Below are 25,618 nucleotides of genomic sequence, written 5' to 3'. Positions count from 1 at the left end.
GCTCAGCCGGCGGGACGGACGGTCAGGTCGGTGAGGTGGGCGTCGCGCGGAAGGTCGAGCGCCGTGAGGATCGTGGTCGCCACCGCGTCCGGGGTGATGAAGCGCGATGCGTCGTACTCCGCCCCTTCCTGTCGGTGCACCCGCTCCTGCATCGGCGTGGCCGTGCGGCCGGGGTAGATCGAGGTCACGCGCACGCCGTGCTCCGCCTCCTCCGCACGCAGTGCGTCGGCGAGGGCCCGCAGGCCGTGCTTCGATGCCGCATAGGCGGACCACTCCGGGTTCGCCCGGAGCCCGGCCCCGGAGTTGACGAACACCACATGCCCGCGCGACACCCGCAGCACCGGCAGCAGCAGGCGCGTCAGCTCCGCGGGCGCGACCAGGTTGACGGCGAGCTGCTGCTCCCACAGGGCGGGTGTGAGCTCGCCCACGGCACCGAGGTCCACGACACCGGCGGCGTGCACGAGACCGTCGAGGCGGTCGGGCAGGCTCTGCTTCGACAGCGCCCACGAGAGCCGCCCCGGCTGCGCGAGGTCGCCCACGATCGCCGTGGCACCGGGGAGCTCGTCGGAGATCTGCCGCGCCCTCCCCGCGTCGCGCGCCAGCACGACCACGTGGTCGCCGCGCTCGAGGAGGCGACGGGCGAGGACGGCGCCGATACCGGAACCGGCGCCGGTCACCAGATGGGTGGCCACCTCAGCCCGCGTCTGCAGCGGTCTCGACGACGTCGAGCGGGATCACGGGGCAGTCCTTCCACAGGCGCTCGAGCCCGTAGTAGACGCGCTCCTCCTGATGGAAGACGTGCACGATCAGGTCGCCGAAGTCGAGCAGCACCCACCGCGCCTCCGCGCGGCCCTCGCGGCGCACGCGCTTGTGGCCGGACTCGACCAGGCGGTCCTCGATCTCGTCGGCGATCGCGGCGACGTTGCGCTCGCTGTTGCCCGTGACGAGCAGGAAGATGTCGACGAGCGGAAGAGGCTCGGAGACGTTGAGCGCCACCAGGTCTTCCCCGCCCTTCGCGACGGCGGCTTCGGCGGCGATGCGCAGCATCTCTTCGGCGGTTTCAGGTGATTGCATCAGAACACATTCGTGGTGAAGGCGACGACCAGCGCCACACCCAGCGCGAGAGCGAGGCCACCGGCGACGATCGCCAGGATCAGCATCAGCCGATTGCCCTTCTCGGGCGCGGGCGGACGGATGACCTCGCCGGCGGGCTTGATGGTGCTGACAGCCGAGCTGGCAGCGATGGGGGTGGGCGAGGACGCCGGAGGCAGCTCCCCGTCGATGAGGACGGCGTCGACATCCTTGCCGTCGGCGGTGCCGTGTGCGTGGCCCTGCGAGCCGATGCCCTTCGGCAGCTCGTAGGAACCCGTGATGAGGATCTCCCCCGTCGACGCGACGGGCCCGGACAGCGACCCCTCCCCGGGCGACGGCGTGAAGATCAGCGCGTTGGGCGAGCGGTGCGAGCCGCCCGAGTCGTTGGACGTGAGCAGCTCGTCGAAGGACGGCCGGAACGACGCGGGCTTCGCCGGCTCCTCGGCGGCCAGCACGCCCTCGCCGAACGCGGGGCTCACGGTGGGACGCTCGCCGTCGGCGACCTCGCCGCGGTCGTCGTCCTGATCGGCGAGCAGGTCGTCGCGCTCGTCCGTCGACCCGGTCTCGACCTCGTCGGCCTCCGCGGTGTCGGGGACGCCGAGCAGCTCGGCCACGTCGACCGGTTCCGGTTCCGCCGGCTCGGCGAGCGGCACGCTCCCGACGGACTCGACGGCGTCGGCGGCGCTCACCGGCTCGATCGACACCTCGTCGTCGACGTCGTCGTCGTCGACCTCGTCGACCACCGGGGCCGATGGCGAGGAGAAGTCGGGGATGCCCGAGACGATCGACGAGTCGTCGTCCGACTCCTCTGCGCGGGGGGCGGTGTCGCGGTCGTCCTCGGTCGCCTCGGCTCCCACGACCGGCACGGATGCGGTCTTGATCTTCTCCTGCTCACGCGCCTGGCGACGGGTGAGCGGTGCGGCACCGAGGTCGACCGCGGAGTCGGCCACCGGGGCCGGCGCCACGGGGGCGGGCTCGGCCGCGCGGGGAAGCGGGGCCGCCGGCGGAGTCGCGTTCGCCGCCTCCGCAGCGGCCTCGGCCTGCTCCTCCGTGATGACCGGGGTGGATCCAGTCAACCGGATCTCCCGCAGCTGCTTCCGCGTGAGCGGACCTCGCTGATCCGATGTGCTCATTCCTTGCTCCGATACAGATGGTGCTTCGCGATGTACTGGACGACGCCGTCGGGGACGAGGTACCAGACCGGTTGATCGTCGCGGACTCGCTCTCGGCAGTCCGTCGACGAGATCGACAGCGCCGGCACCTCCAGCTGGCTGACGTCGTCGCTCGGGAGGCCGTCGATGCTCAGAACGTGTCCTGGGCGGGAGACCGCGACGAAGTGGGCCAGTTCCCACAGTTCATCATGGTCTCTCCAACTGAGAATTTGCGCCACGGCGTCGGCGCCGCTGATGAAGAACAGCTCCGCGTCGGGCCGCTGAGCCTTGAGATCGCGGAGCGTGTCGATCGTGTAGGTGGGGCCGGCGCGATCGATGTCGACCCGGCTCACCGTGAACCGGGGGTTCGACGCGGTCGCGATGACGGTCATGAGATAGCGGTGCTCACTGGGCGTGACCTCCGCCTTCTGCCACGGCCGTCCGGTGGGAACGAAGACCACCTCGTCGAGATCGAAGGAGTGCGCGACCTCGCTGGCGGCGACCAGGTGGCCGTGATGGATCGGGTCGAAGGTGCCGCCCATCACGCCGATGCGCGGTGCGCGCGTGGTCGCAGTGCTCATGAAAGGCCTAGTGGCCGTGTCCCGCCTCGTGGCCGTCCTTGCCGTGCTTCGCCGCCCAGGCCTCCGCCTTCGCCGAGTGACGGTTCGCCACGTTCTTGTACGACAGCGTGACGAACCCGAGAGCGGCGAACACGATCGCGGCGATGACTCCGAAGATCAGGGTGTCGAGCGCGACGTTGCCGTGGTGCTCGGTCTCTGCGGCGGCCATCGCGATCTGTGCGACGAGGTTCATCCTTGCTCCGTTTCGTGGCGTGCTGTCTCGGGTGTCGGGGATGCAGCGTCCCCCAGTCTAGCCCTCAGCCGCGCGTCTGACCCGCCCCACGCGCGAGCCACTTCGTGCTGGTCAGCTCGGACAGTCCCATCGGCCCGCGGGCGTGCAGCTTCTGCGTCGAGATGCCGACCTCGGCGCCGAATCCGAACTCCCCGCCGTCGGTGAAGCGCGTCGACGCGTTCACCATGACCACCGCGGAGTCCACCTCGGCCAGGAACCGCTCGGCGTTGCGGGTGTCCGTCGTGATGATCGACTCGGTGTGACCCGTGCTGTAGCGGCGGATGTGGTCGAGCGCATCGTCGAGCGAGTCGACCACCTTCATCGCGATGTCCAGGCTCAGGTACTCGGTCGCCCAGTCCTCCTCGGTCGCCGGGATCACGGTGGCGACCATCCCCGCGACGATGTCGTCGCCGTGGATCGCCACACCCTCGCTCATGAGCGCGCTCGCGACGAGGGGGATCAGCCGCGGCGCGGCCTGCCGGTGCACGAGCACGGTCTCCACCGCGTTGCACACGCTCGGACGCTGCACCTTGGCGTTCACCACGATGTCGCGCGCCCAGTCGTCTGGCGCGCTCTCGTCGAGCACGATGTGCACGTTGCCGGCGCCGGTCTCGATCACCGGCACGGTCGACTCCGTCACGACCGTCTCGATCAGGCCGGCACTGCCGCGGGGAACGAGCACGTCGATCAGACCGCGACCGTGCATGAGGGCCTTCGCGCCCTCGCGACCGAAGTCGTCGACCGTCTGGATCGCCTCCGGGGTGACCCCGGCCCCCTCCAGAGCGCCACGCATGACCTCCACCAGCACGGTGTTCGAGTCGCGCGCGGCACTGCCCCCGCGCAGCACCACGGCGTTGCCGGACCGCAGGGCGAGGGCGGCGATGTCGACCGTCACGTTCGGCCGGGCCTCGTAGATCGCACCGACCACGCCGAACGGCACCCGCACCTGCTCCAGCGCGACACCGTTGGGCATGCGGTGACCGCCGACCACGCGACCGACCGGGTCGGGCAGCGCCGCCACCTCGCGCACCGCCGCGGCCAGCGCGGAGACCCGGCGCTCGTCGAGCCGCAGGCGATCGATCAGCGAGTCGCCGATGCCGTCCTCGCGGCCGCGGGCGATGTCGCGCCCGTTCGCCTCGATGATCCGCGGCGCGTTCTCCTCCAGAGCCAGGGCGATCGCCTCGAGAGCGCGCGCCTTGTCGTCGCTGGTGAGGCCGGCCGTGGCGCGGGAGGCCTCCTTCGCGCGCTCCAGGCGCGCCTGGGGGGTCGGGTCGGTCATCCGCCCAGTCTAGGAGGTCGCCGGTTCGAACCAGGTCCCGATGTCGTCGCCCGTGAGGGCCCGGTCGACCAGGTCGGCGCTGGTCACCAGCACGCCGATCCCCGAGGCTGCAGCGAGACGTGCCGCCGAGACCTTGGTGGCGGCTCCCCCGGTACCGACGCTGTTCACGACCGTCGATCCGAACTCCAGTCCGGACAGGTCGGCGTCGGGGGCCACGACGTCGATCGGCTCGGCACCCGGGTCGGTCGGCGGCTTGGTGTAGAGCGACTCGATGTCGCTCAGCAGGATCAGCGCGTCGGCCTCGATCAGCTGTGCCACGAGCGCGCCGAGGCGGTCGTTGTCGCCGAAGCGGATCTCCTGCGTCGCCACGGTGTCGTTCTCGTTCACGATCGGCAGGGTGCGCAGACCCAGCAGCCGCTCCATGGCCCGACGGGCATTCGACCGCGACGTCGGGTTCTCCAGGTCACCCGTGGTGAGCAGCACCTGCCCGGCGACGATGTCGAACGGGCGCAGGGCCTCCTGGTAGCGGTACACGAGGATGTTCTGGCCCACCGCCGCGGCGGCCTGCTGCGTCGCCAGATCGGTCGGGCGGGCGTCGAGCCGGAGGAACGGGATGCCGGAGGCGATCGCGCCGGACGACACCAGGACCACCTCGGCTCCCCTGGCGTGCGCGGCGGCCAGGGCCTCCACGATCACCGGGATGCGCCAGGACGACTCGCCGCTGATGGACGACGAACCGACCTTCACGACGATGCGCGACGCCGACGCGAGGTCGGCGCGCGTGCGTGCGGTCACTCGTCGCCCTCGCGGGCGGTGGCGAGGCGCTCGGCCTCCAGCTCCGCGCGCGCCTGCGCCTTGGCGTCCATCCGCTCGTAGTACTGCTCGCGGCGCTCGGACGTGGTGCGGCGGGAGTTCGGCGCCAGGCGCGGGTCGGTGCCACGCGGCGCGGTCATGAGCTCCGCGGCCGAGCTCATGGTGGGCTCCCAGTCGAACACGATGCTGTCGCCCTCGCCGATCACGACCGTCGAGCCCTGCACGGCACCGAGGCGGAACAGCTCGTCTTCGACACCCAGCTTCTCGAGGCGGTCGGCCAGGTAGCCCACGGCCTCCTCGTTCTGGAAGTCGGTCTGCTGCACCCAGCGCACCGGCTTCTCGCCGAGGATGCGGTACACGTTGCCGTAGGTGCCGCCCTCGACGCGGATCGAGAAGTCCTTCTTCGAGCCCCGCGGCCGGATGACCACGCGCTCACGCGGCTTCTCCGCCGCGATGTTCTCGGCGCGGTGCTTCTCCACCAGCTCGCCCAACGCGAACGTGAGCGGGCGAAGACCCTCGTGCGACACCGTCGAGATCTCGAACACGCGGAAGCCGCGCGCCTCCAGATCGGGGCGCACGAGCTCGGCGAGGTCGCGCGCCTCCGGCACGTCCACCTTGTTGAGCGCGACGAGCTGCGGGCGCTCCAGCAGCGGCGTCTGGCCTTCCGGCACCTCGTAGGCGGCCAGCTCGGCGAGGATGACGTCGAGGTCGGAGATCGGGTCGCGGCCCGGCTCGAGCGTGGCGCAGTCGAGCACGTGCAGCAGGGCCGAGCACCGCTCGACGTGACGCAGGAACTCCAGGCCGAGGCCCTTGCCCTCGCTCGCGCCCTCGATCAGTCCCGGCACGTCGGCGACCGTGAACCGGAAGTCCTCCACCTGCACGACGCCCAGGTTCGGGTGGAGCGTGGTGAAGGGGTAGTCCGCGATCTTCGGGCGTGCGGCCGAGATGGCGCCGATCAGGCTCGACTTGCCGGCGGACGGGTAGCCCACCAGCGCGACGTCGGCGACGGTCTTCAGCTCGAGCACGACGTCGCCCTCATAGCCGGGCGTGCCGAGCAGGGCGAAACCGGGGGCCTTGCGCTTGGGCGTCGCGAGGGCGGCGTTGCCCAGGCCGCCCTGGCCGCCGGCGGCCACGACGAAACGCTCCCCCGGCTCGATCAGATCGATGAGCACCTCGCCGGACGGCGACTTGACCACCGTGCCGACCGGGACCGGAAGCTCCAGGGACTCGCCGTCGAAGCCCGACCGGTGGTCGCCCATGCCCGGCCCGCCGTTGCCCGAGGAGCGGTGCGGCGAGTGGTGGTACGACAGCAGCGTGCCCGTCTGCGGATCGGCGACCAGGACGATGTCGCCACCGTCGCCGCCGTTGCCGCCGTCGGGGCCGCCGAGGGGCTTGAACTTCTCCCGGTGCACCGAGACGCAGCCGTTGCCGCCCTTACCCGCACGGAGGTGCAGCGTGACGGTGTCGACGAACGTGACCATGTGTGCGTGTCCTTCGGGTAGCGGGGGAAGACGGACGGCAGATACGCGGACGGGGCGAGCCGAAGCCCGCCCCGAACCGGATGTCTAGCGTGGTGCTGTGATCACTCAGCAGCAGCGACGATGTTGACGACCTTGCGGCCGCCCTTCGCGCCGAACTCGACCGCACCGGCGGCCAGAGCGAACAGCGTGTCGTCGCCACCACGGCCGACGTTCACGCCGGGGTGGAAGTGCGTGCCGCGCTGGCGGACGATGATCTCGCCGGCGAGGACCTGCTGACCGCCGAAGCGCTTCACACCGAGTCGCTGAGCGTTGGAGTCACGACCGTTGCGGGTGGAGCTTGCGCCCTTTTTGTGTGCCATGTCCTGTGTCTCCTCGGTCTTACTTGATGCCGGTGATCTTGACGCGCGTGAGCTCCTGGCGGTGGCCCTGACGCTTCTTGTAGCCGGTCTTGTTCTTGTACTTCTGGATGACGATCTTCGGGCCGCGGAGGTTGCCCACGACCTCGGCCGTGACCTTGACCTTCGCCAGCGCGTCGGCGTCGGTGGTCACCGTGGCGCCGTCGACGAGCAGCACAGCGGGCAGCTCGATCTTCTCGCCCTGGGCCGCCTGAACACGGTCGAGCTGAACGATGGTGCCGACCTCGACCTTCTCCTGCCGGCCACCGGCGCGCACTACTGCGTAAACCACTTCATACCTGTTTCGTTGGGGAGCACGCGGCTCCGAGAATCTCACGGGAAGACTGTTGCTTGCATGCGTCGCTGGTACGACGGGCGCGAATGCAAGACTCTCCGCATCGGCCGTCGAGGACGACGCGGCATGCGCACCAAGGGACTACTTTACCGGATGCCGGAGCCCCTCGCAAAGTGAGACCGGTCGCGCCTCCGGTCGTAGGCTGGCGAGGTGACCGTACTCGTCGACGACCCCCTCTGGCCGGCCCATGGACGCCTGTGGGCGCACCTGGTCAGCGACACCGACCTCGACGAGCTGCACGACTTCGCCCGCGCGCACGGCATCCCGGCGCGCGCGTTCGACCTGGACCACTACGACGTCCCGGAGGACGCGGTGGCGCGGCTGATCGCCGGCGGCGCCCAGCACGTTCCGGGGAAGGAACTGGTGCGCCGCCTGATCGCGTCAGGCCTCCGGGTCCGCGGCCGCGACCGGCTGCGCTGAGCTCTCCGCCGCCACCGACACCGGCGTGCCGGAGAGCGCGGCCGTGGTCACCCGGCGGCGACCACGCCCCTGCCCCGGTGCCTTCGGCTCGGGAAGCGCGTCCAGCACCGAGTCGAGGAGCTCCTCGGCCGGTGACTTCGGGCCCTTGCGGTCGGCCCCGCGCTTCTTGCGGGCCTTCTTCGGACGCTCGGCGGCGGGCGCGGCGGCCTGCTCGGCCGGTGCGCTCTCGGCGGGGGCGTCGCCCGAGGGGGCGATGGTCGACGCGGCGATCTGGGCGAGCGCCGACTTCGCGCCCTCCGTGATGCTGTGCGTCACCGCGGCCACGACCGGAGCGGTGTTGCCGTTCCCGTTGCCGTTGCCGTTGCCGTTCCCGTTGCCGCGCTGGCGGCGACCGCCGTTTCCTCCGCCTCCGCCGTTGCCGCCGTTGGCGCGGTGCTTGACCACCGGGTCGTGGTGCACGATGACGCCGCGACCCGCGCAGACCTCGCACGCCTCGCTGAAGGTCTCCAGCAGCCCGAGGCCCAGCTTCTTGCGGGTCATCTGCACGAGGCCCAGCGACGTGACCTCGGCCACCTGGTGCTTCGTGCGGTCGCGGCTCAGGCACTCGATCAGACGCCGCAGCACGAGGTCGCGGTTGGACTCCAGCACCATGTCGATGAAGTCGACCACGATGATGCCGCCGATGTCGCGCAGCCGCAGCTGACGGACGATCTCCTCCGCCGCCTCGAGGTTGTTCTTGGTGACGGTCTCCTCGAGGTTGCCGCCCGAGCCGACGAACTTGCCGGTGTTGACGTCGACGACCGTCATCGCCTCGGTGCGGTCGATCACGAGCGAGCCACCGGACGGCAGCCACACCTTGCGGTCGAGCGCCTTCTCGATCTGCTCGGTGATCCGGAACGCGTCGAAGGGGTCGACCTCGTCCTCGTAGGACTCGACGCGCTCGAGCAGGTCGGGCGCGACGCTCTCCAGGTAGGCGCGGATCGTGCGCTGCGCGTCCTCACCCTGGATGAGCATCTTCGTGAAGTCCTCGTTGAAGACATCGCGGACGATCTTGACCAGCAGATCCGGCTCGGCGTGCAGCAGCGCGGGTGCCTGCTGGCTCTCCACCTGCTTCTGGATGTGCTCCCACTGCGACGTGAGCCGCTGGACGTCGCGCGTCAGCTGCTCCTCGGTCGCACCCTCCGCGGCCGTGCGGACGATCACGCCGGAGGACTCGGGCAGCACCTCCTTGAGGATGCGCTTGAGTCGGGCGCGCTCGTTGTCGGGCAGCTTGCGGCTGATGCCGTTCATCGACCCGCCGGGCACGTACACCAGGTAGCGGCCGGGCAGCGAGATCTGGCTCGTGAGGCGGGCGCCCTTGTGGCCGACCGGGTCCTTCGTGACCTGGACGAGCACGCGGTCGCCGGGCTTGAGGGCCAGCTCGATGCGGCGCGGCTGGTTGCCGGTCTCGACGCCGTCCCAGTCCACCTCGCCGGAGTACAGCACGGCGTTGCGACCACGGCCGATGTCGACGAACGCGGCCTCCATGCTGGGGAGCACGTTCTGCACACGGCCGAGGTAGACGTTGCCGATGAGCGACGCGTCCTGGTTGCGGGCGACGTAGTGCTCCACGAGCACGCCGTCCTCCAGCACGCCGATCTGCGTGCGACCGTTCTTGGAGCGCACGACCATCTTGCGGTCGACCGACTCGCGGCGCGCGAGGAACTCCGCCTCGGTGACGACCGGACGACGGCGACCCGCGTCGCGCCCGTCACGGCGGCGCTGCTTCTTGGCCTCCAGGCGCGTCGAGCCCTTGATGGCCTTCGGCTCGGTGATGTACTCCACGACGCGCTGGCGCTGACGCGGCTCGTCGCGCTGCTCGTCGCCGTCGGAACCTCCGCGGCGGCGGCGGCCACGGCGGCCGGAGGACGACTCCTCCTGGTCGCGCTCGGCAGGACGCTCGTCGCGACCGGGGCGTGCCGGCAGCGGGACGACCTCGGGCGCGTAGAAGTGCAGCTGGGTCGACACCTGCGACACGAACACCTCGGGCAGCAGGCCCAGGGAGACGGCGGTCAGGGGCGCCGGGGCCTCGGGCTCCGTCTTCTCGGCGGCGGGAGCGGCCTCGGACGGCGCCTCGGCGGCGGGAGCATCGTCGGACGACGCCTCGGCGGCGGGCTCGCCCTCGGCGGGAGCATCGTCGGACGGCGCATCCGTGACGGGAGCGTCCTCGGCGGGCACATCGGCGGCGGGCGCGGCCTCGGCGGGAGCGTCTCCGGCAGCCTCCCGGCTCGCCGGCGCGTCAGCGGCGGCGTCGGCAGGAGCCTCGGCCGCGCTCTCCTCGTCGGCCGGAACGCCGGACGCCGAGGCGGCGTCGGGCCGGTCGGAGACCGCGTCGGCGGCGTCCTGAGCGGCGGCGGCGTCTTCCACCGCGGCAGCGGCGGCATCGTCGGCGGCGGCGGCCGCGTCTTCCGCGGCGGCGTTGTCGGCGGCGAGCTCGTCTGCGGCGACGTCGGCGGCGATGTCCGCCGTGTCGTCCTCGGCGAGCGGCGCGACGAGCGAGTCGTCGGTCGCGGGAGCCGTGGGCTCCGTCACCGGATCCGCGGCACCAGCCGGGAGATCGAGAGCGGAGGGGTTGTGGTCATTGTTCTCATCGGCCATCTCTGGCGTACTCCCTGCACGGGCACCGGGTGCTCCGTGAAATCTCATGCGGTACCCGCGGGTTCCGCGAACTCAATCGGCGTGCGACCGGCTCTGGGCTCTGGTCGCGTGGGGCATGGGCCCCGAAGTCTGCGTCGATGCGTGTCGCGGCGGCGCCGTTCATCGCATCACAGGTCATTATCGCACCACATGGCCCCGTTCGCGGCATCGGTGATGATGGCGGGTTTTCCCCGGGGCCGTTCTCGCCCCATCCATAGCACTCGCTGAGATAATCCTGAACATGAGCGAGCAGCGCACCCGCCCCGTCGTCTACGCCGTCTGGTTGATCGTCGCGGCCGTCATCGGGTGGTTCGCCGCCTTCCAGCTCACGATGGACAAGTTCATCCAGCTCGCCAACCCCGACGCCGACCTCAGCTGCAACGTGAGCGTCATGATCCAGTGCGGGAAGAACCTCGGCTCGTGGCAGGGCGAGGTGTTCGGCTTCCCGAACCCGATCATCGGCATCGCCGGCTGGATGGCGCCGCTGTTCATGGGCGTCGCCCTGCTCGCCGGCGCCCGCTTCCCCCGCTGGTTCTGGCTCACGTTCGGCGCCGGAATCACCTTCGCCTTCGGGCTCGTCTGCTGGCTGATCTGGCAGAGCCTGTACGCCCCCAACCTCGGCGTGCTCTGCCCCTGGTGCATGCTCACCTGGTCTGTCACGATCCCCACGTTCTTCGCGACCATGCTCCACCTCACCCGCAACGGGAGCTTCACGAGCAACGAGAAGACCCAGGCCCGCGCGAACCGCCTCATGGCGTGGGTGCCGCTCGCGACCGTCCTGGCCTACGCCGTGGTGATCCTGCTCGCGCAGCTGCGCGGGCTCGACCTGCTGGGCGAGGTCATCGGCATGGTCTTCTGAGCCGGCCGCACGCACGACGAAGCCCGTCCGCCTTCTCGGCGGACGGGCTTCGTCGTGTGGTCGTCAGTCGAACCAGATGCCCAGCTCCCGGGCGGCCGACTCCGGGCTGTCCGAACCGTGCACCAGATTCTGCTGCACCTTCAGGCCCCAGTCGCGCCCGAAGTCGCCGCGGATCGTGCCGGGCGCGGCGGTCGTCGGGTCGGTGGTGCCGGCGAGCGAGCGGAACCCCTCGATGACCCTGTTGCCCGCGAGCCGGATCGCGACGGAGGGCCCCGACATCATGAACTCCAGCAGCGGCTCGTAGAACGGCTTGCCCTCGTGCTCGGCGTAGTGCTGCGCGAGCAGGTCCCGGTCGGGCTCGACCAGGCGGATGTCGACGAGCGCGTATCCCTTCGCCTCGATGCGGGCGAGGATCGCGCCGGTGAGGCCGCGGGCGACGCCGTCGGGCTTGACGAGGACGAGGGTTTCTTCGGTGGCCATGTCATTCACTCTCTGTCTGAGTCTCGGTCGAGGGCTGAGCGGGACGTCGTGCGTCGAGCCGAGCCCCCATGATGGTCGCATACGCCCACATGCCGCCGAAAATCAGCACGACGAGCAGCACCGCCGGCACGGCGATCGCCGCCAGGGCCACGATGACCTGCACGATCCAGCCGGCGGCGATCGCACCCGGCTTCGTGATGAGCCCCGCGATGACGATGCACGCGAGGGCCAGCACGGCACCGCCGACGATGCCCCACCACTGCTCGATGCCCGCCGGCAGCGCCTTGAGGCCGAACAGCGTCAGACCCACCAGGAACACCACGATCGCCTCGAAGCCGAGCACGATCGGGGCGAGCTTCTGCACCAGCGTGCGGGGCGGACGCGGTCGGCGCGCGGGGCGCGGCGACGCGGCGTCGGCACTCAAGCGCGCCACCCCGCCTTCCAGTCCTCGTCCTCCGAGAGCGCGATGGCCTCCCCCGCGAGCACGACCGATCCGGCGATGATCACGGCGCGGCGGTCGGAGGCGGCCGCCCACTCGCGCGCCGCGTCGGCGGCGTCGGCCAGAGACGGGTGGACGGTCGCCCGGCGGCCGGTCTGCTCGACGAGGTCGGCGATCATGTCGGCATCGCTCGCGCGATCCGACTCCGGCGCGGTCGCGAACACGTGCGCCGCGGCCGGCGCGAGGGTCGCCACGATGCCCGCCGCGTCCTTGTCGGCCAGGATGCCCAGCACCAGACCCCACTCGTCGAAGTCGAAGCTGTCGTCGAGGGCCTGGGCGAGCGCGGCGGCGCCGTGCGGGTTGTGCGCGCCGTCGACGATCACCGTCGGCGCGATGCCGAGCAGCTGCAGCCGCCCCGGCGAGGTGCTCCCCTGCAGGCCGTCCGAGATGATGCCGCCCGCGATGGCCTGCGAGGCACCGCCGATCAACGACTCCACCGCCGCGACCGCGAGGGCGGCGTTGTGTCCCTGGTGCGCACCGTACAGCGGCAGGTACTCCTCGGCGTACTGCCCGGCCAGGCCGCGGATCGTCAGCAGCTGCCCGCCGACCGCGAGCTTCTGCTCTGCGAGACCGAAGTCCTCGCCCTCGAAGGCGATGGTCGCGTGTCGTTCGGCGGCCACGCGACGCAGCACCTCGGCGGCCTCCGCGGGCTGCTGCGCGGAGACGACCGCTGCGCCCTCCTTGATGATGCCGGCCTTGACCTCCGCGATCTTCGCGATCGTGTCGCCCAGGCGGTCGGCGTGGTCGATGTCGATCGGCGCGAACACCGCCACGTCGCCGTCCGCCGTGTTCGTGGAATCCCACTCGCCGCCCATGCCCACCTCGAGCACCAGCACGTCGACCGGGGCGTCGGCGACCGCGACGAAGGCCAGCACCGTCAGCAGCTCGAAGAACGTGAGGGGTTCCTCGCCCTCGGCCTCCAGCTCGGCGTCGACGATCGCGACGAACGGCTCGATCTCGTCCCAGGCGTCGGCCACGGCCTCATCGGCGATCGGCTCGCCGTCGATCATGATGCGCTCCGTGAAGCGCTCCAGGTGCGGGCTCGTGAACAGGCCCGTGCGCAGGTCGTGCGCGCGCAGCAGGCTCTCGATCATCCGTGCGGTCGAGGTCTTGCCGTTCGTTCCGGTGATGTGGATCACGCGGTACGTGCGCTGCGGGTCGTCCAGGTACTGGAGCACGCGGGCCGTGCGCTCCTTGCGCGGCTGCACCCACCGCTCCCCCGCACGGCTCAGCAGCGTCTCGTAGACGGCGTCCGCCCTGTCCCTCGCGCTCATGCGCCCACCCTCTCCAGGTTCGTGTCGATCGTGACGATCAGGGGCGCCTTGCCCGCCCCGAGGGCCTTCGCCCCACTGCGGTGCACGCCGTCGCCGGGGCTCGTGACCTCGTCGACGAGACGGTCGAGCTCGTCCGTGGACTGCACCGCGAACGCGACGGCGAGGGTCTCCGCGGCGATCAGCTCGGCGTGCGCCTCCAGCGCCGGAGCCTCCGCGGGCGCCGCATTCAGCGCCAGCACGATGCGGTCGCTCACGTCGAGCCCCGCGTTCTTGCGCGCCTCCTGCACCACGCGGATCGCGTCGCGCGCGAGCCCCTCGGCCTCCAGCTCCGGCGTGGTGCGGGTGTCGAGCAGCACGAAGCCGCCCGACGGCACGATCGCCAGGGCCTCGCCCTCGGGCCGGCCCGTCGTCTCCAGCACGAGCTCGTACTCCGCCGGCTCCAGCGCGATGCCGCCGGCGGTGACGACGCCGTCGCTCTCCGACCAGTCGCCCGAGCGCGCGGCCTGGATCGCCTTCTGCACGTCCTTGCCCAGTCGCGGACCGGCCGCCCGCGCGTTCACGCTCAGCCGGTGGCTGATGCCGTACTCCGCCGCGGCGTCCTCCGTGAGGGACACGAGCTCGACGGACTTCACGTTCAGCTCCTCGCGGAGGATGTCCTCGAACTGCCCGAGGTCGCCCGCCAGCGGCGACACGACGGTGAGGCGCGCGAGCGGCAGCCGCACGCGCAGCTTCTCCTTCTTGCGCAGCGCGTTGCCCACGCTCGACAGCTCGCGCACGGCGTCCATCGCGTCGCGGATCTCGTCGGCCGCCGGGAACTGCCCGGCGTCCGGCCAGTCCTGCAGGTGCACGCTGCGGCCGCCGGTGAGGCCCTGCCACACGCGCTCGCTGACCAGCGGCACGAGCGGGGCGGCCACGCGGCACAGCGTCTCCAGCACGGTGTAGAGCGTGTCGAACGCCTCGCGGCTCTGCGGGTCGTCGGTGACGCCCACCCAGAACCGGTCGCGCGACCGGCGGATGTACCAGTTGGTCAGGACCTCGGCGAAGTCGCGCAGGCGGGCCGACGCGGTGGTCGAGTCGAGGCCCTCCAGGTCGGCCCGCACCTCGCGCACCAGATCGCCCAGGCGCGCCAGGATGTAGCGGTCGAGCACGTCGGTGGAGGAGGTGGACCACGACGCCTCGTACCCGCCGTCGCCCGAGGCGTTGGCGTAGGTGGCGAAGAAGTACCACGAGTTCCACAGCGGCAGCAGGAACTCCCGCACGCCGGAGCGGATGCCCTCCTCGGTGACGATCAGGTTGCCGCCGCGCAGCACGGCGCTCGACATGAGGAACCAGCGCATGGCGTCGGAGCCGTCGCGGTCGAGCACCTCGGACACGTCGGGGTAGTTGCGCAGCGACTTCGACATCTTGTAGCCGTCGCTGCCGAGCACGATGCCGTGGCAGCTGACGCCCGTGAACGCCGGACGGTCGAACAGTGCGGTCGACAGCACGTGCATGACGTAGAACCAGCCACGGGTCTGGCCGATGTACTCCACGATGAAGTCCGCCGGGGAGTGCGAGTCGAACCACTCCTGGTTCTCGAACGGGTAGTGCACCTGCGCGTACGGCATCGAGCCGGAGTCGAACCACACGTCGAACACGTCCTCGATGCGGCGCATCGTGCTCTTGCCCGTCGGGTCGTCGGGGTTCGGGCGCGTCAGGTGGTCGATGTACGGCCGGTGCAGGTCGACCTCGCCCTCCGGATTGCGCGGCAGCGTGCCGAAGTCGCGCTCCAGCTCCTCCAGCGACCCGTACGCGTCGACGCGCGGGTACTCGGGGTCGTCGCTCTTCCAGATCGGGATCGGCGAGCCCCAGTAGCGGTTGCGGCTGATGGACCAGTCGCGCGCGCCCTCGAGCCACTTGCCGAACTGTCCGTGCTTGACGTTCTCCGGCACCCAGGTGATCTGCTCGTTGTTCGCGAGCATGTCGTCCTTGATGTCCGTGACGCGGACGAACCAGCTCGACACGGCCTTGTAGATCAGGGGGTTCCGGCACCGCCAGCAGTGCGGGTACGAGTGCTCGTAGCTCTGCAGGCGCACCAGACGCCCGTTGTCGCGGATGATCCGCACGAGAGGGCTGTTGGCGTCCATCCACAGCTCGCCCGCGACATCGGTCACGTTCGGCAGGAAGCGGCCGCCGTCGTCGAGCGACAGGATCGTCGGGATGCCCGCGGCCCCCGCCACGCGCTGGTCGTCCTCACCGTAGGCGGGCGCCTGGTGGACGATGCCGGTGCCGTCGGTCGTGGTGACGTAGTCGTCGACGAGGATGCGCCAGGCGTGCTGGGTGCCGTAGGTCTCCTCGTCGGCGTAGTAGTCGAACAGCCGGTCGTACGTGATGTCGGCCAGCTCCGCGCCGCGCAGCGTCGCGTCGACCGCGGCCGCCGCCTCCTCCGCGCTCTCGTAGCCGAGGTCCTTGGCATAGCCGCCCAGCAGGTCCTTCGCGAGCAGGTAGCGGTGCGCCGACGACTCGACGGCGACCAGGTCGGCCGAGGGCGCGCCGCGCCCCTGGTGCACGTCGGCCGCGCCCGCAGGGCCCGCGGGGAGCACGACGTACTCGATGTCGGGCCCCACGGCGAGCGCGAGGTTGGTCGGCAGCGTCCACGGGGTGGTCGTCCAGGCGAGCGCGCGCACGCCGGTGAGCCCGAGCGCCTCGGCCTTGGCGCCGGTGAGCGGGAAGGTCACGGTCACCGACGGGTCCTGGCGCATCTGGTAGACGTCGTCGTCCATGCGCAGCTCGTGCGCGGAGAGCGGGGTCTCGTCGCGCCAGCAGTACGGCAGCACGCGATAGCCCTCGTAGGCGAGTCCCTTGTCGTACAGGGTCTTGAAGGCCCACAGCACGCTCTCCATGTAGCCGAGGTCGAGCGTCTTGTAGCCGCGCTCGAAGTCGACCCAGCGCGCCTGGCGGGTGACGTAGTCCTGCCACTCGTGCGTGTACTTCAGGACGGACGAACGCGCCTTCTCGTTGAAGACGTCGATGCCCATCTCCTCGATCTCGCGCTTCTCCGTGATGCCGAGCTGCTTCATCGCCTCGAGCTCGGCGGGAAGACCGTGCGTGTCCCATCCGAAGACGCGGTCGACCTTCTTGCCGATCATGGTCTGGAAGCGCGGGAACACGTCCTTGGCGTAGCCGGTCAGGAGGTGGCCGTAGTGGGGCAGCCCGTTGGCGAAGGGAGGGCCGTCGTAGAACACCCACTCGGGGGCGCCCTCGCGCTGCGCGATGGAGGTGCGGAAGGTGTCGTCGGTCTTCCAGAAGTCGAGCACCTCCTCCTCGATCTGCGGGAAGCGGGGGCTCGGCGCCACAGTGGCGGCCTGGTCGGCGGCGGGTCCGAAGGAGGAGCGCGGGTAGGTCATCGTGTCTCGCAGTGGTCGTCGTGGCGGATGCTGCTGCGAGGACGACCCTCGCGGACCGCGGTACCACCTCGCGTGCCGCGCCGTGCGACGCGACCACTCTCACTGCGGCTGTGACGGGCCTGCCCCGCTCGGTTCTACTGAGCCACGGCGCGGGGCCGGGACCGTTCTTCCGAGAGCTCCCCGGTGATGGCCGGATCGATGCTCGTGCTCCCAGTGTACGCGGATGCGGCACCCCCGGACCACGGCATCGGGTCAGGGGCGCGCGGTACCGGCCGCGGCCAGGAGCTCGCGCGTGAACGGGTGTCGCGGCGCGGCGAACACCTCGGCCGTCGTGCCCTGCTCGACGATGCGCCCGTCCTGCATGACCAGCACCTCGTCGGCGACCGCGCCCACCACGTCGAGGTCGTGAGAGACCAGGACCATCGTCAGCCGTCGCTCCCGCTGCAGCCGCGCCAGCAGTCGCAGCACGCGCTCGCGCACCGAGGGGTCGAGCGCGGACACCGGCTCGTCGAGCACCAGCACCTCGGGGTCGGCGGCGAGCGCCCGGGCGATGGCCGCGCGCTGGCGCTGTCCGCCGGAGAGGGCGAGCGGGCGCCGGGCGGCCAGCTCCGGGGCGAGGCCGACCTCGGCGAGCAGCCCCGCGACCCGTGCACGGCGCTCGGACCGGGGCACCCCGCCGGCCTCCAGGGCCTCGCGCAGCGACCGCCCGATCGTCCACCTCGGGTCGAACGCGCCGAGCGGGTTCTGGTGCACGAGCTGCACCCGCGGCGATCCCTGCCAGGCGAGCGACCCGGTGTCCGCCTTCTCGACGCCGACCAGGAGCCGCGCGAGCGTGGTCTTGCCCGACCCGGACTCCCCCACGATCCCGAGCGTGCGCCCCTCCGGCACCGTGAACGACGCGCCGACCACGGCGGCCGTGGCGCCGAACGACTTCGCCACGCCCTCGGCCACGAGGATCGGGGCCGCCTCGCCGGCGGGAGCGTCGCGCGGCTCGTGCAGGGTCGCGGCGATGAGCTCCCGGGTGTACTCGTGCTGCGGACGCTCCAGCACCTCCGCGACCGGACCCGACTCCACCACGACGCCGTCCTTCATCACCAGCACCCGGTCGGCCAGCCGGCGCACGGCCGCGACGTCGTGGCTGATGAACAGCACCGCTGTCCCGCTGTCGGCGATCTCCCGCAGCAGGTCGAGGATGCGCGCCTGCACCGTCGCGTCCAGCGCCGTCGTCGGCTCATCCGCGACCAGCACCGCCGGGGACGCCGCGAGCGCCGAGGCGATCAGCGCCCGCTGGCGGAGTCCCCCGGAGAGCTCGTGCGGGTACTGGCGGGCGCGGCGCTCCGGCTCGGGCAGCCACACGCGCCGCAGCAGCTCCTGCACCCGCTGCGACACGGCGCCGCGGCCGCGCGCGAGGCGGTGCAGGCGCAGGGGCTCGGCGACCTCCGTCCCGATGCGGCGCAGGGGGTCGAGCGAGACCAGCGCGTCCTGCGACACCAGGCCGATCCGCGCGCCGCGGAGCCGCCGCCAGGCGCGCTCGCCGAGGGCGGCGGCATCCGTCCCGTCGATCACGAGCCCCTCCGCGGTCACGGTCGCCGCACGCGGCGTGAGCCCGAGCAGAGCGCGGGCGGTGAGGGTCTTGCCCGCACCGGACTCCCCCACGATCGCGACGCACTCGCCGCGCTCGACCGACAGGGAGACGCCGTCCACGACCGCCGTGTCGTCGAACGCGATCCGCAGACCCCGCAGCTCGAGCGCCCTCATGCCGTCCTCCCGTCCGCCCTGGCCCGCAGGATCCGTCCGACGACCGTCGCGCACACGACCGAGAGCGTGATCGCGATGCCGGGGAAGACCGAGATCCACCACGCCTGTCCGAGCACGTTCCGGCCTCCGGCGAGCATCAGCCCCCACTCCGGGGTCGGCTCGGACGGCCCGAGGCCGAGGAAGCTGAGCCCGGCGGCGGCGAGGATGCTGGATCCGATGCCGATCGTCGCGAGCACGCTGAGCGAGCCCAGCACCCCGGGGGCGACGTGCCGGGTGAAGGCCCGCAGCGGCGGCACCCCGAGGATGCGCGCGGCCTCCACGTGCTCGGCCACGCGCAGCGTCCTGGTCTGCACCCGGGCCAGGCGCACGTACACCGGCACCGCGGCCAGGGTCACCGCGATCGCGATGTTCACCGGTCCCGGGCCCAGCACCGCGACCACCACGAGCGCCACCAGGAACTCGGGGAACGCCATCAGCACGTCGTTGACCCGCATCACGGTGAGGTCCACGCCCCGCGGCGCCATCCCCGCCACCGCGCCGACGAGCAGCCCGACGACGACCGCGATCCCGGTCGCGAGGAGCCCGATGCCCAGCGACCGCCCGGCCCCGTGCACCACGCGCGCGTACACGTCGCGTCCGCTCTGGTCGGTGCCGAACAGGTGCTCGGGGCTGGGCGGCAGCAGGGCCGAACGCACGTCGGTCTGCAGCGGGTCCTGCGGGGCGAGGAGGTCGGGCCACACCGCCGCGACCGCGATCACCGCGAGCACCGCGACCGCCGACCACAGGGCCGCCCGCTGACCGCGGCTCATCGGGCGCCTCCGGCCGCTGCGGCCCGCACCCGGGGGTCGATCAGCGGATGCACGAGCTCGACCACGAGGTTCACCGCCACGAACACGACGGCGCTCAGCAGGATGATGCCGGTGATGACGGGGAGGTCGCGGTCGCTGATCGCCGCGAGGGTCACGCGCCCCAGCCCCGGCCGCGCGAACACCGTCTCCACCAGCACCGCGCCGCCCAGCACCGAGCCCGTGAGGTAGGCGGCCAGCGTGATGCCCGAGGCCGCGCCGTGACGGAGTCCGTGCCGCAGCGTGAACCACGACGGGCTCGCCCCCCGCGCGCGGACCGTCTCGGCGAACGGCATCCGCTCGGCCTGCACGAGCGCGTCGCGCAGCACCTGGCTCAGCAGGGCCGCCACCGGCAGTGCGAGCGTGACCGCGGGGAGCACGAGGGTCGCAGGGTTGCGGGCGCCCGACACCGGGAACCACCCCAGACCGAACGCGAAGACGCTCAGCAGCACGAGCCCGATCCAGAACACCGGCGAGGACAGCACGACCAGCTCGACCGCCGCGGCCACCGCGCGCGCCGTCCGTCCGCGCACCAGCACGGTCACGGCGAGCGCGAGCACCACGGCGATCGCCAGGGCCAGCGCGGACAGCTGCAGGGTCGCCCCGAGCTGACGGCCGATCACCTCGGTCACCGGCAGCCGCAGCTGATACGACTCGCCCAGGTCGCCCCGGGCGAGCTGCCCGATGAACGACGCGTACTGCTCCAGGACGGGCCGGTCGAGCCCGAGCTCGGCGCGGATGCCGTCCTTCACCTCATCGCTCACCTGCGCCTGCGGGCCGAGCATCACCGAGACCGGGTCGCCGGGGATGAGCCGGAAGGCGAGGAACGCGAGGGTGGCGGCGCCCCACAGCACCACCACCACGGTCGCGAGGAGGCCGGCGATCCGCGGCAGGGCAGCCTTCACCGTTGCGTCCTGCTTCCCTCGTCCCGGCGGCTGAGCGGACTCAGCCGAGGGTCACATCGTAGAACAGCGGCCGGCCGTACAGGTCGTACTGCAGGCCGTTCACGCGCTCGCCGACCGCCGTGATCGCGGACGGGCTGTAGAGCGGCACGATCGCGGTGTACGTGGCGTTCCACTCCTGCAGCTGCGCGTACAGGGCGTTGCGGGTGTCCTGGTCGCTCGAGGAGACCGCCTGCTCCAGCAGCGCGTCGATCTGGGGGTCGGTGACCTGCGAGGCGTTCTGGAAGCCCTCGCTGTGCAGGTGGTTGCGCAGGAAGTCGGCGTCCACGCCCGAGAAGCCCCAGTCCGTGAGGTCGAACGTCTTCGGCTCGTACTGCGCGTTGTAGGCGCCCGGCTCCAGCACCTCGCGCTGCACCTCGAAGCCGATCGCCTTGAGGTCGGACTGGATGGCGTTCGCGAGCGCGGCCTGGTCGTCGGGCACCGGGGTCCACGCGATCCAGCGCACCGAGAGGCGCGCGCCGTCCTTCATGCGGATGCCGTCGGCGTCGCGCTCGGTCCACCCGGCCTCGTCGAGGAGCGCGTTCGCGGCGTCCTGGTCGTACGGCCACGTGCCCTCCAGCGCCGCGTCGTACCCGGGCGTCGTCGAGCCGAGGATGCTCCACGCCCGCGGGAACTGGCCGAAGTAGATCTCCTCCACGGCGGCGTCGATGTCGATGCCCCGCGCGAACGCCTGGCGCACCTTCTCGTCGGCGAACACGCCGTACTTCTCGTTCAGGTACAGCGAGTAGGGCAGGCCGGGGTACTCGACCGAGTCGACCGTGACACCGTCGCCGAGCTCCTCGACCAGGTTCGGCGGGATGTCGCTGGCGAGGTCGGCCTCGCTGCTGCGCACGACGCCGCTGCGCACGGCGGCCTCGGGCTGGATCTCCACGCGCAGCGTCTGGAACGACGGCGCCTTCTCCCCGTGCGGCCCCCAGGCGTAGTCGTCGTTGCGCGTGTACACGAGCTCCTGATCGGGCGTGTACTCGGTGAGCTCGAAGGGACCGGTGCCCACGGTGACGCCCGGGCCCCCGGCCTTCAGCTTCGCCGCGGACTCCTTCAGCACCGCGGGCGAGTAGAAGCCGAGCTGCGGCGTGCTGGCGGCCTGCAGGAACGGGGCGTACGGCTGCGTGAACGTGACCTTCACGGTGTGCTCGTCGACGACCTCCGTGCCCTCGTAGAAGTCGGCGCCCATCATGCTGGCCGCCTGCGCGGACTTGGTCTTCGGGTCGACGATGCGGTCGAAGTTCGCCTTCACGGCCTCGGCGTCGAACGGCTCGCCGTCGGTGAAGGTCACGTCGTCGCGAAGCGTGAAGGTGTACTCGGTGCTGTCGTCCGACACCTCCCACTCCGTCGCCAGCCACGGGCTGAAGCTGCCGTCCTCCTCCTGGAACACGAGCGAGTCGAGCACGGCGCGCTGCACCATGCCGGAGACGTCGAGCTGGCTGACCTGCGGATCCATGTGCCCCGCGGAGAGGTTCGCGCCCTCGATCGACCAGACGAGCTCATCGCCCACCTCCCCGTCGGCATCGGTGGAGGGACCGGCGCACGCGGCGAGCACCAGGGCGGTGACGGCGGCGAGCGCGGCGGCGGGCAGGAGACGACGCACGGGGGTGGCGGGCATGACGGTCCTCAGAACGATCGGGTGGGATGGATCCATCCTAGAACCGATTTTTGGACGGGGTCGATGTGTGACCGCGGCCCTCGTGCGCCGGAGGTCAGAGCGCGGGGAGCACGAGGCGGTGGCGGTCGGCCGGGCCCGGCTGCTCCCCCTCGGCGCGCGACTCGCCCGTCGGCACGACCACGACCGACAGCCCCTGTATCCGCGGCTCGGGCAGCCCGATCATCCGCACCTCGACGCGCAGATCGGCCCGCACTCCCGCGATCCGCCAGCGCAGCTCGGCCTCGCTCCCGGCGGCGACCACACGCTCGGCGAACGGCGCCTGCTCCGGCACGAGTCCGCCGATCTCCTCGAGCTGGGCGCCCAGCCGCGCATCCCGCACATCCGCGGGCACGTCGGCCAGCACGTGATCCGCGAGGACGGGATACGCGGAGGCGGACCGGCCGTCACGGATCGCCGCATCGATGGCCTGCGCCGCCGCCACGGTCTCCCGCCACGGTCGCACCACGGCCGACGGCGCCCCCGTGCCCGCGAGGAGCTCGTCCAGTGCGACGCCGGCCACGCGCCGCGCCGCGAAGTCATCCGAGTTGCCGAAGGCGACCACGCCGAGCCCGGTCGCGGCGTGCCACCGCATGTGCGACGAGAACCCGGGCAGCCCGCCCGAATGCTGCACGATCCGCCCGAACCGTCGATCCTCCTCGACGACCAGCCCGTAGCCGTAGCCGGCGGCGGCGAGCTCGTGTCCGGGGAAGGCCCCTGGCGGCCCGGGGATGGGCGTGCGCGGCTGCTGCAGCTCCCTGCGTGACGCGGGTGAGAGCACCTCCGGCGCCACAGGCTCATCCGTGAACGCCGAGCCGAGGAACCACATCCACGTCGCGATGTCGTCCACCGTGCTGACCATGCTGCCGATGCACCCGAGCGCCCCCGCCCCCACGAACGGCTCGGGGCGGAAGGTCTCCCCGCCGTCGAACGTGCGGAAACCGTGCGCCCGCTCGTCGTCGGGGAACGCGTCGGGGGTGTGCGCGGTGCGGTGCAGCCCGAGCGGCTCCAGGAGCACCTCGCGCACCACGTCCTCCACCGCTCTCCCGGTCACGGCCTCGACCGCCCGCCCGAGCAGCGACTGCCCGAGGTTGGAGTACTGATACACGGTGCCGGGGACCGCGGCGAGCGGCAGGCCCGACGCGAACAGCGCCGCGAGCTCCTCCCGGCCGGCGCCGAGGTGACGGTCGACCCAGGCGTTGTCCTCTCCCAGCCCCGAGCGGTTCGACAGCAGCTGCTCCCCCGTCACCGTGCACTCCCGGCCGTCGTGGAGCAGTCGCACGCCCGGTACCGACGTGGTGATCGGCGCGTGCAGGTCGAGCAGTCCGCGGTCGCGCAGCACCAGGACCGTCGCGGCGAGGAAGCTCTTCGACATCGAGGCGATGCGGAACACGGTGTCGCGCGTGGTCGGGCGCCCGTCGCCGTGCGGGTGTCCGTGCACCGCGACCGCCCGCACCGTGCCCCGGTCGCACACCGCCGCGACGGCCGCGGGGGCCCCGCGCCGCGCGTCGTCATCCAGCCCGAGCCGGAGGACGCCCTCGTCCGTCGCCTCCGCCGGCCCGCGGGGCCCGGGGGACGTCATGCCGAGACCCCGGCAAGCACCTCGTCGGCGAAGGCCTCGATGAGCGCGCGGCTCGCGGCGGTGTTGTGGTCGTGCACGCGTTCGGCCTCCGCGATCAGGGCCGGCAGCGACCGTCCCTCGCCACGCAGCGCCGCGTCGTCCCAGCGCTCCAGGTCGGCGGCGGACGCCTCGGGGTGGAACTGCACGCCGCGCACGTGCGCGCCCAGCCGGAAGGCCTGGTTCTCCACCGCCGCGCTGGAGGCCATCAGCACGGCCGCGGGCGGGAGAGCCGTGATCATGTCCTGATGGTTCTCGATCATGGGGGCCTCGTCACCGAGGGCGGCGAACACCGCGTCCTCGCGCCCCGCGTCCGTGGGCTGGATGGGCGTGGCCCCGCGTTCGACCGGCCCGGTCTTGGCCCGCACCTCGCCCCCCGCCACGTGCGCGAGCAGCTGACCGCCGAGGCAGATGCCGAGTGTCGGAAAATCGCGGGCGATCGCCTCGGCGGCGAGCGCGCGCTCGGCCGCCAGCCACGGCGCGCGGTCGTCGTCGTCGGGCATGAGTCCCCCGCCGAGGAGCACGAGCCCCGCGTAGCCGTCGAGCGAGGTCGGCAGCGGCTCCTGCGCTCCCACGACCGGGTGGACGTCGAGGCCGCGCTCCGTGAGCCACGCACCCAGACGTCGCGGGCCCGAGCTGGCGGAGTTCACGACCACGAGCACACGGGCGCTCATTCCGCCCCCTCTCGCGCGGTGGTGTCGACCGCGGGCACCAGCGCCGCGGGGGCCGGAGACCCCGCGCGGCCGGCGAGGAACGCCTCGTGGTCGGGGTCGGAGGCGGCGAGCACGCGCAGCACGTTCTCGTGGGCGGCCGCGGCCAGGTCCTCCTCCGACCAGCCGCGTCGCCGGAGCTCGGCGAACAGAGCCGGGTAGCACGAGACGTCGCCGAGACCGTCGGGCATCGCATCGGAACCGTCGTAGTCGGCGCCGATACCGACCGCGTGCGCACCCGCGACGCGCCGGACGTGGTCGAGGTGATCGGCCGCGTCGCTCACCCCGACCGCCGGGGCCTCGCCCGCACCACCCGCCTCCCACCAGTCGCGTCTGGCCTGCGACAGGAACGTCGGCACGAACGGCACCATCACCACGCCGCCCTGCGCACCGATGGCCGCGAGCACGTCGTCCGGCACGTTGCGCGGGTGGTCGCACAGCGCGAGCGCTCCGGAGTGGCTCACGATCACGGGCCGCGTGGTGATCGCGAGCGCGTCGCGCATCGTGCTCGGCGCCACGTGGGACAGGTCGACCAGCACGCCGATGCGGTTCAGCTCGCGCACGACCTCCCGCCCGAACTCCGTCAGTCCGCCGTGACGCGCCTCGTCGGTCGCGGAATCCGCCCAGGCGATCGTGCGCGACCACGTCAGAGTCAGGTAGCGCGCACCGAGCCGCGCGAACTGGCGCAGCACCGCGAGCGAGCCGCCGAGCTGGTCGCCGCCCTCGATGCCGATCAGCGAGGCGATGCGCCCCTCGGCCATCGCCGCCCTGACGTCCGCCGCGGTCCGGGCGAAGGCGAGCCGATCGGGGTGGGAGTCCGCCAGCCGGTGCACGAAGTCGATCTGCTCCAGCGTCGCCACCACCTGCTCCGCACCCTCCAGCACCGGGTCGACCCACACCGACCAGAACTGGGCCGCCACGCCCCCGGCGTCCAGCCGCGGAAGGTCGGTCTGAGTGGCCGCGACCGGCCCGGCCAGCTCGTCCACCCGGTACCCGAGCAGCGTCCTGCTCGCCCAGGCCAGGTCGTTGTGCCCGTCGAACACCCCGTCCAGAGTCCGTCCGTCGCCGGTCATG

The 25,618-nt window shown here is 71.9% G+C and carries 24 protein-coding genes; 2 read left to right on the top strand and 22 right to left on the bottom strand.

What is annotated here, in order from left to right; translation table 11 throughout:
* Positions 1–2: 2 nt before the first annotated feature.
* The 10 genes from KZC56_RS15485 to rplU form a co-directional block, all read right to left on the bottom strand.
* Positions 3–692 (bottom strand): SDR family oxidoreductase, encoded by a 690-nt coding sequence (locus tag KZC56_RS15485; protein WP_136030677.1) that lies wholly within the window; start codon positions 690–692, stop codon positions 3–5.
* Between the two features lies 1 nt (position 693).
* On the bottom strand, positions 694–1,074 hold the full coding sequence (rsfS, locus tag KZC56_RS15480; RefSeq protein WP_136030675.1) for a ribosome silencing factor: 381 nt from the start codon (positions 1,072–1,074) through the stop codon (positions 694–696).
* Entirely contained in the window at positions 1,074–2,225 is a 1,152-nt protein-coding gene (locus KZC56_RS15475) for a hypothetical protein (RefSeq protein ID WP_247638956.1), read from the bottom strand. The genes rsfS and KZC56_RS15475 overlap by 1 nt, the downstream gene beginning before the upstream one ends.
* Positions 2,222–2,824, bottom strand: a complete 603-nt coding sequence (gene nadD / locus KZC56_RS15470; protein WP_136035386.1) for a nicotinate-nucleotide adenylyltransferase — start codon at positions 2,822–2,824, stop codon at positions 2,222–2,224. Before nadD ends, KZC56_RS15475 begins: the two co-directional genes overlap by 4 nt.
* A gap of 7 nt (positions 2,825–2,831) precedes the next feature.
* Entirely contained in the window at positions 2,832–3,056 is a 225-nt protein-coding gene (locus KZC56_RS15465) for a hypothetical protein (RefSeq protein ID WP_136030670.1), read from the bottom strand.
* 64 nt (positions 3,057–3,120) lie between these two features.
* A complete protein-coding gene (locus KZC56_RS15460) occupies positions 3,121–4,374 on the bottom strand; it encodes a glutamate-5-semialdehyde dehydrogenase (RefSeq protein WP_247638955.1) in 1,254 nt (417 codons plus the stop codon).
* Between the two features lie 9 nt (positions 4,375–4,383).
* The gene (gene proB, locus KZC56_RS15455) at positions 4,384–5,169 is read right to left on the bottom strand and encodes a glutamate 5-kinase (RefSeq protein ID WP_136030666.1); all 786 of its coding nucleotides are present in this window, start codon (positions 5,167–5,169) and stop codon (positions 4,384–4,386) included.
* Positions 5,166–6,668, bottom strand: a complete 1,503-nt coding sequence (gene obgE / locus KZC56_RS15450) for a GTPase ObgE (protein WP_136030664.1) — start codon at positions 6,666–6,668, stop codon at positions 5,166–5,168. The genes proB and obgE overlap by 4 nt, the downstream gene beginning before the upstream one ends.
* Before the next feature lie 101 nt (positions 6,669–6,769).
* Positions 6,770–7,027: a 50S ribosomal protein L27 gene (gene rpmA / locus KZC56_RS15445; protein ID WP_017202370.1), complete on the bottom strand. Its 258-nt coding sequence runs from the start codon at positions 7,025–7,027 to the stop codon at positions 6,770–6,772.
* A 19-nt stretch (positions 7,028–7,046) separates the two neighbouring features.
* Positions 7,047–7,355, bottom strand: coding sequence for a 50S ribosomal protein L21 (gene rplU, locus KZC56_RS15440; protein WP_168387232.1), 309 nt, complete (start codon positions 7,353–7,355; stop codon positions 7,047–7,049).
* 213 nt (positions 7,356–7,568) lie between these two features.
* Between rplU and KZC56_RS15435 the strand changes: the two genes are divergently transcribed.
* Positions 7,569–7,838 carry a DUF4031 domain-containing protein gene (locus KZC56_RS15435; RefSeq protein WP_136030663.1) on the top strand — a complete coding sequence of 90 codons (270 nt, stop codon included), beginning with the start codon at positions 7,569–7,571 and terminating at the stop codon, positions 7,836–7,838.
* On the opposite strand, the gene KZC56_RS15430 is transcribed toward KZC56_RS15435, so the two are convergent.
* Entirely contained in the window at positions 7,800–10,475 is a 2,676-nt protein-coding gene (locus tag KZC56_RS15430; protein WP_247638954.1) for an Rne/Rng family ribonuclease, read from the bottom strand. The genes KZC56_RS15435 and KZC56_RS15430 overlap by 39 nt on opposite strands.
* Positions 10,476–10,755: 280 nt before the next feature.
* Between KZC56_RS15430 and KZC56_RS15425 the strand changes: the two genes are divergently transcribed.
* Positions 10,756–11,373: a vitamin K epoxide reductase family protein gene (locus KZC56_RS15425; RefSeq protein WP_136034030.1), complete on the top strand. Its 618-nt coding sequence runs from the start codon at positions 10,756–10,758 to the stop codon at positions 11,371–11,373.
* A gap of 63 nt (positions 11,374–11,436) precedes the next feature.
* On the opposite strand, the gene ndk is transcribed toward KZC56_RS15425, so the two are convergent.
* From ndk to KZC56_RS15370, 11 genes are all read right to left on the bottom strand, one after another.
* Positions 11,437–11,853 carry a nucleoside-diphosphate kinase gene (ndk, locus tag KZC56_RS15420; RefSeq protein WP_136034032.1) on the bottom strand — a complete coding sequence of 139 codons (417 nt, stop codon included), beginning with the start codon at positions 11,851–11,853 and terminating at the stop codon, positions 11,437–11,439.
* 1 nt (position 11,854) lies between these two features.
* Positions 11,855–12,286, bottom strand: coding sequence for a DUF4233 domain-containing protein (locus tag KZC56_RS15415; protein ID WP_247638953.1), 432 nt, complete (start codon positions 12,284–12,286; stop codon positions 11,855–11,857).
* Positions 12,274–13,626 carry a bifunctional folylpolyglutamate synthase/dihydrofolate synthase gene (locus tag KZC56_RS15410; RefSeq protein WP_247638952.1) on the bottom strand — a complete coding sequence of 451 codons (1,353 nt, stop codon included), beginning with the start codon at positions 13,624–13,626 and terminating at the stop codon, positions 12,274–12,276. Before KZC56_RS15410 ends, KZC56_RS15415 begins: the two co-directional genes overlap by 13 nt.
* Complete coding sequence (gene ileS, locus KZC56_RS15405; RefSeq protein WP_136034039.1) at positions 13,623–17,012, bottom strand: isoleucine--tRNA ligase; 3,390 nt, start codon at positions 17,010–17,012, stop codon at positions 13,623–13,625. Before ileS ends, KZC56_RS15410 begins: the two co-directional genes overlap by 4 nt.
* 252 nt (positions 17,013–17,264) lie before the next feature.
* A complete protein-coding gene (locus tag KZC56_RS15400; protein WP_247638951.1) occupies positions 17,265–18,770 on the bottom strand; it encodes a dipeptide ABC transporter ATP-binding protein in 1,506 nt (501 codons plus the stop codon).
* Entirely contained in the window at positions 18,767–19,579 is an 813-nt protein-coding gene (locus tag KZC56_RS15395; protein ID WP_136030943.1) for an ABC transporter permease, read from the bottom strand. Before KZC56_RS15395 ends, KZC56_RS15400 begins: the two co-directional genes overlap by 4 nt.
* Complete coding sequence (locus KZC56_RS15390; protein ID WP_136030942.1) at positions 19,576–20,520, bottom strand: ABC transporter permease; 945 nt, start codon at positions 20,518–20,520, stop codon at positions 19,576–19,578. Before KZC56_RS15390 ends, KZC56_RS15395 begins: the two co-directional genes overlap by 4 nt.
* Before the next feature lie 40 nt (positions 20,521–20,560).
* Entirely contained in the window at positions 20,561–22,180 is a 1,620-nt protein-coding gene (locus tag KZC56_RS15385) for an ABC transporter substrate-binding protein (protein ID WP_136036477.1), read from the bottom strand.
* A gap of 94 nt (positions 22,181–22,274) precedes the next feature.
* A complete protein-coding gene (locus tag KZC56_RS15380) occupies positions 22,275–23,798 on the bottom strand; it encodes a serine hydrolase domain-containing protein (protein ID WP_247638950.1) in 1,524 nt (507 codons plus the stop codon).
* Positions 23,795–24,508, bottom strand: coding sequence for a type 1 glutamine amidotransferase (locus KZC56_RS15375; RefSeq protein WP_247638949.1), 714 nt, complete (start codon positions 24,506–24,508; stop codon positions 23,795–23,797). Before KZC56_RS15375 ends, KZC56_RS15380 begins: the two co-directional genes overlap by 4 nt.
* Entirely contained in the window at positions 24,505–25,617 is a 1,113-nt protein-coding gene (locus KZC56_RS15370; protein ID WP_247638948.1) for a dipeptidase, read from the bottom strand. Before KZC56_RS15370 ends, KZC56_RS15375 begins: the two co-directional genes overlap by 4 nt.
* Position 25,618: the final 1 nt, after the last annotated feature.

This window comes from Microbacterium sufflavum, from assembly GCF_023091155.1.
Taxonomy (GTDB): Bacteria; Actinomycetota; Actinomycetes; order Actinomycetales; family Microbacteriaceae; genus Microbacterium; species Microbacterium sufflavum.
The sequence above is the reverse complement of the archived record's forward strand: the minus strand, read 5'-3'. Positions and strand labels throughout refer to the sequence as shown.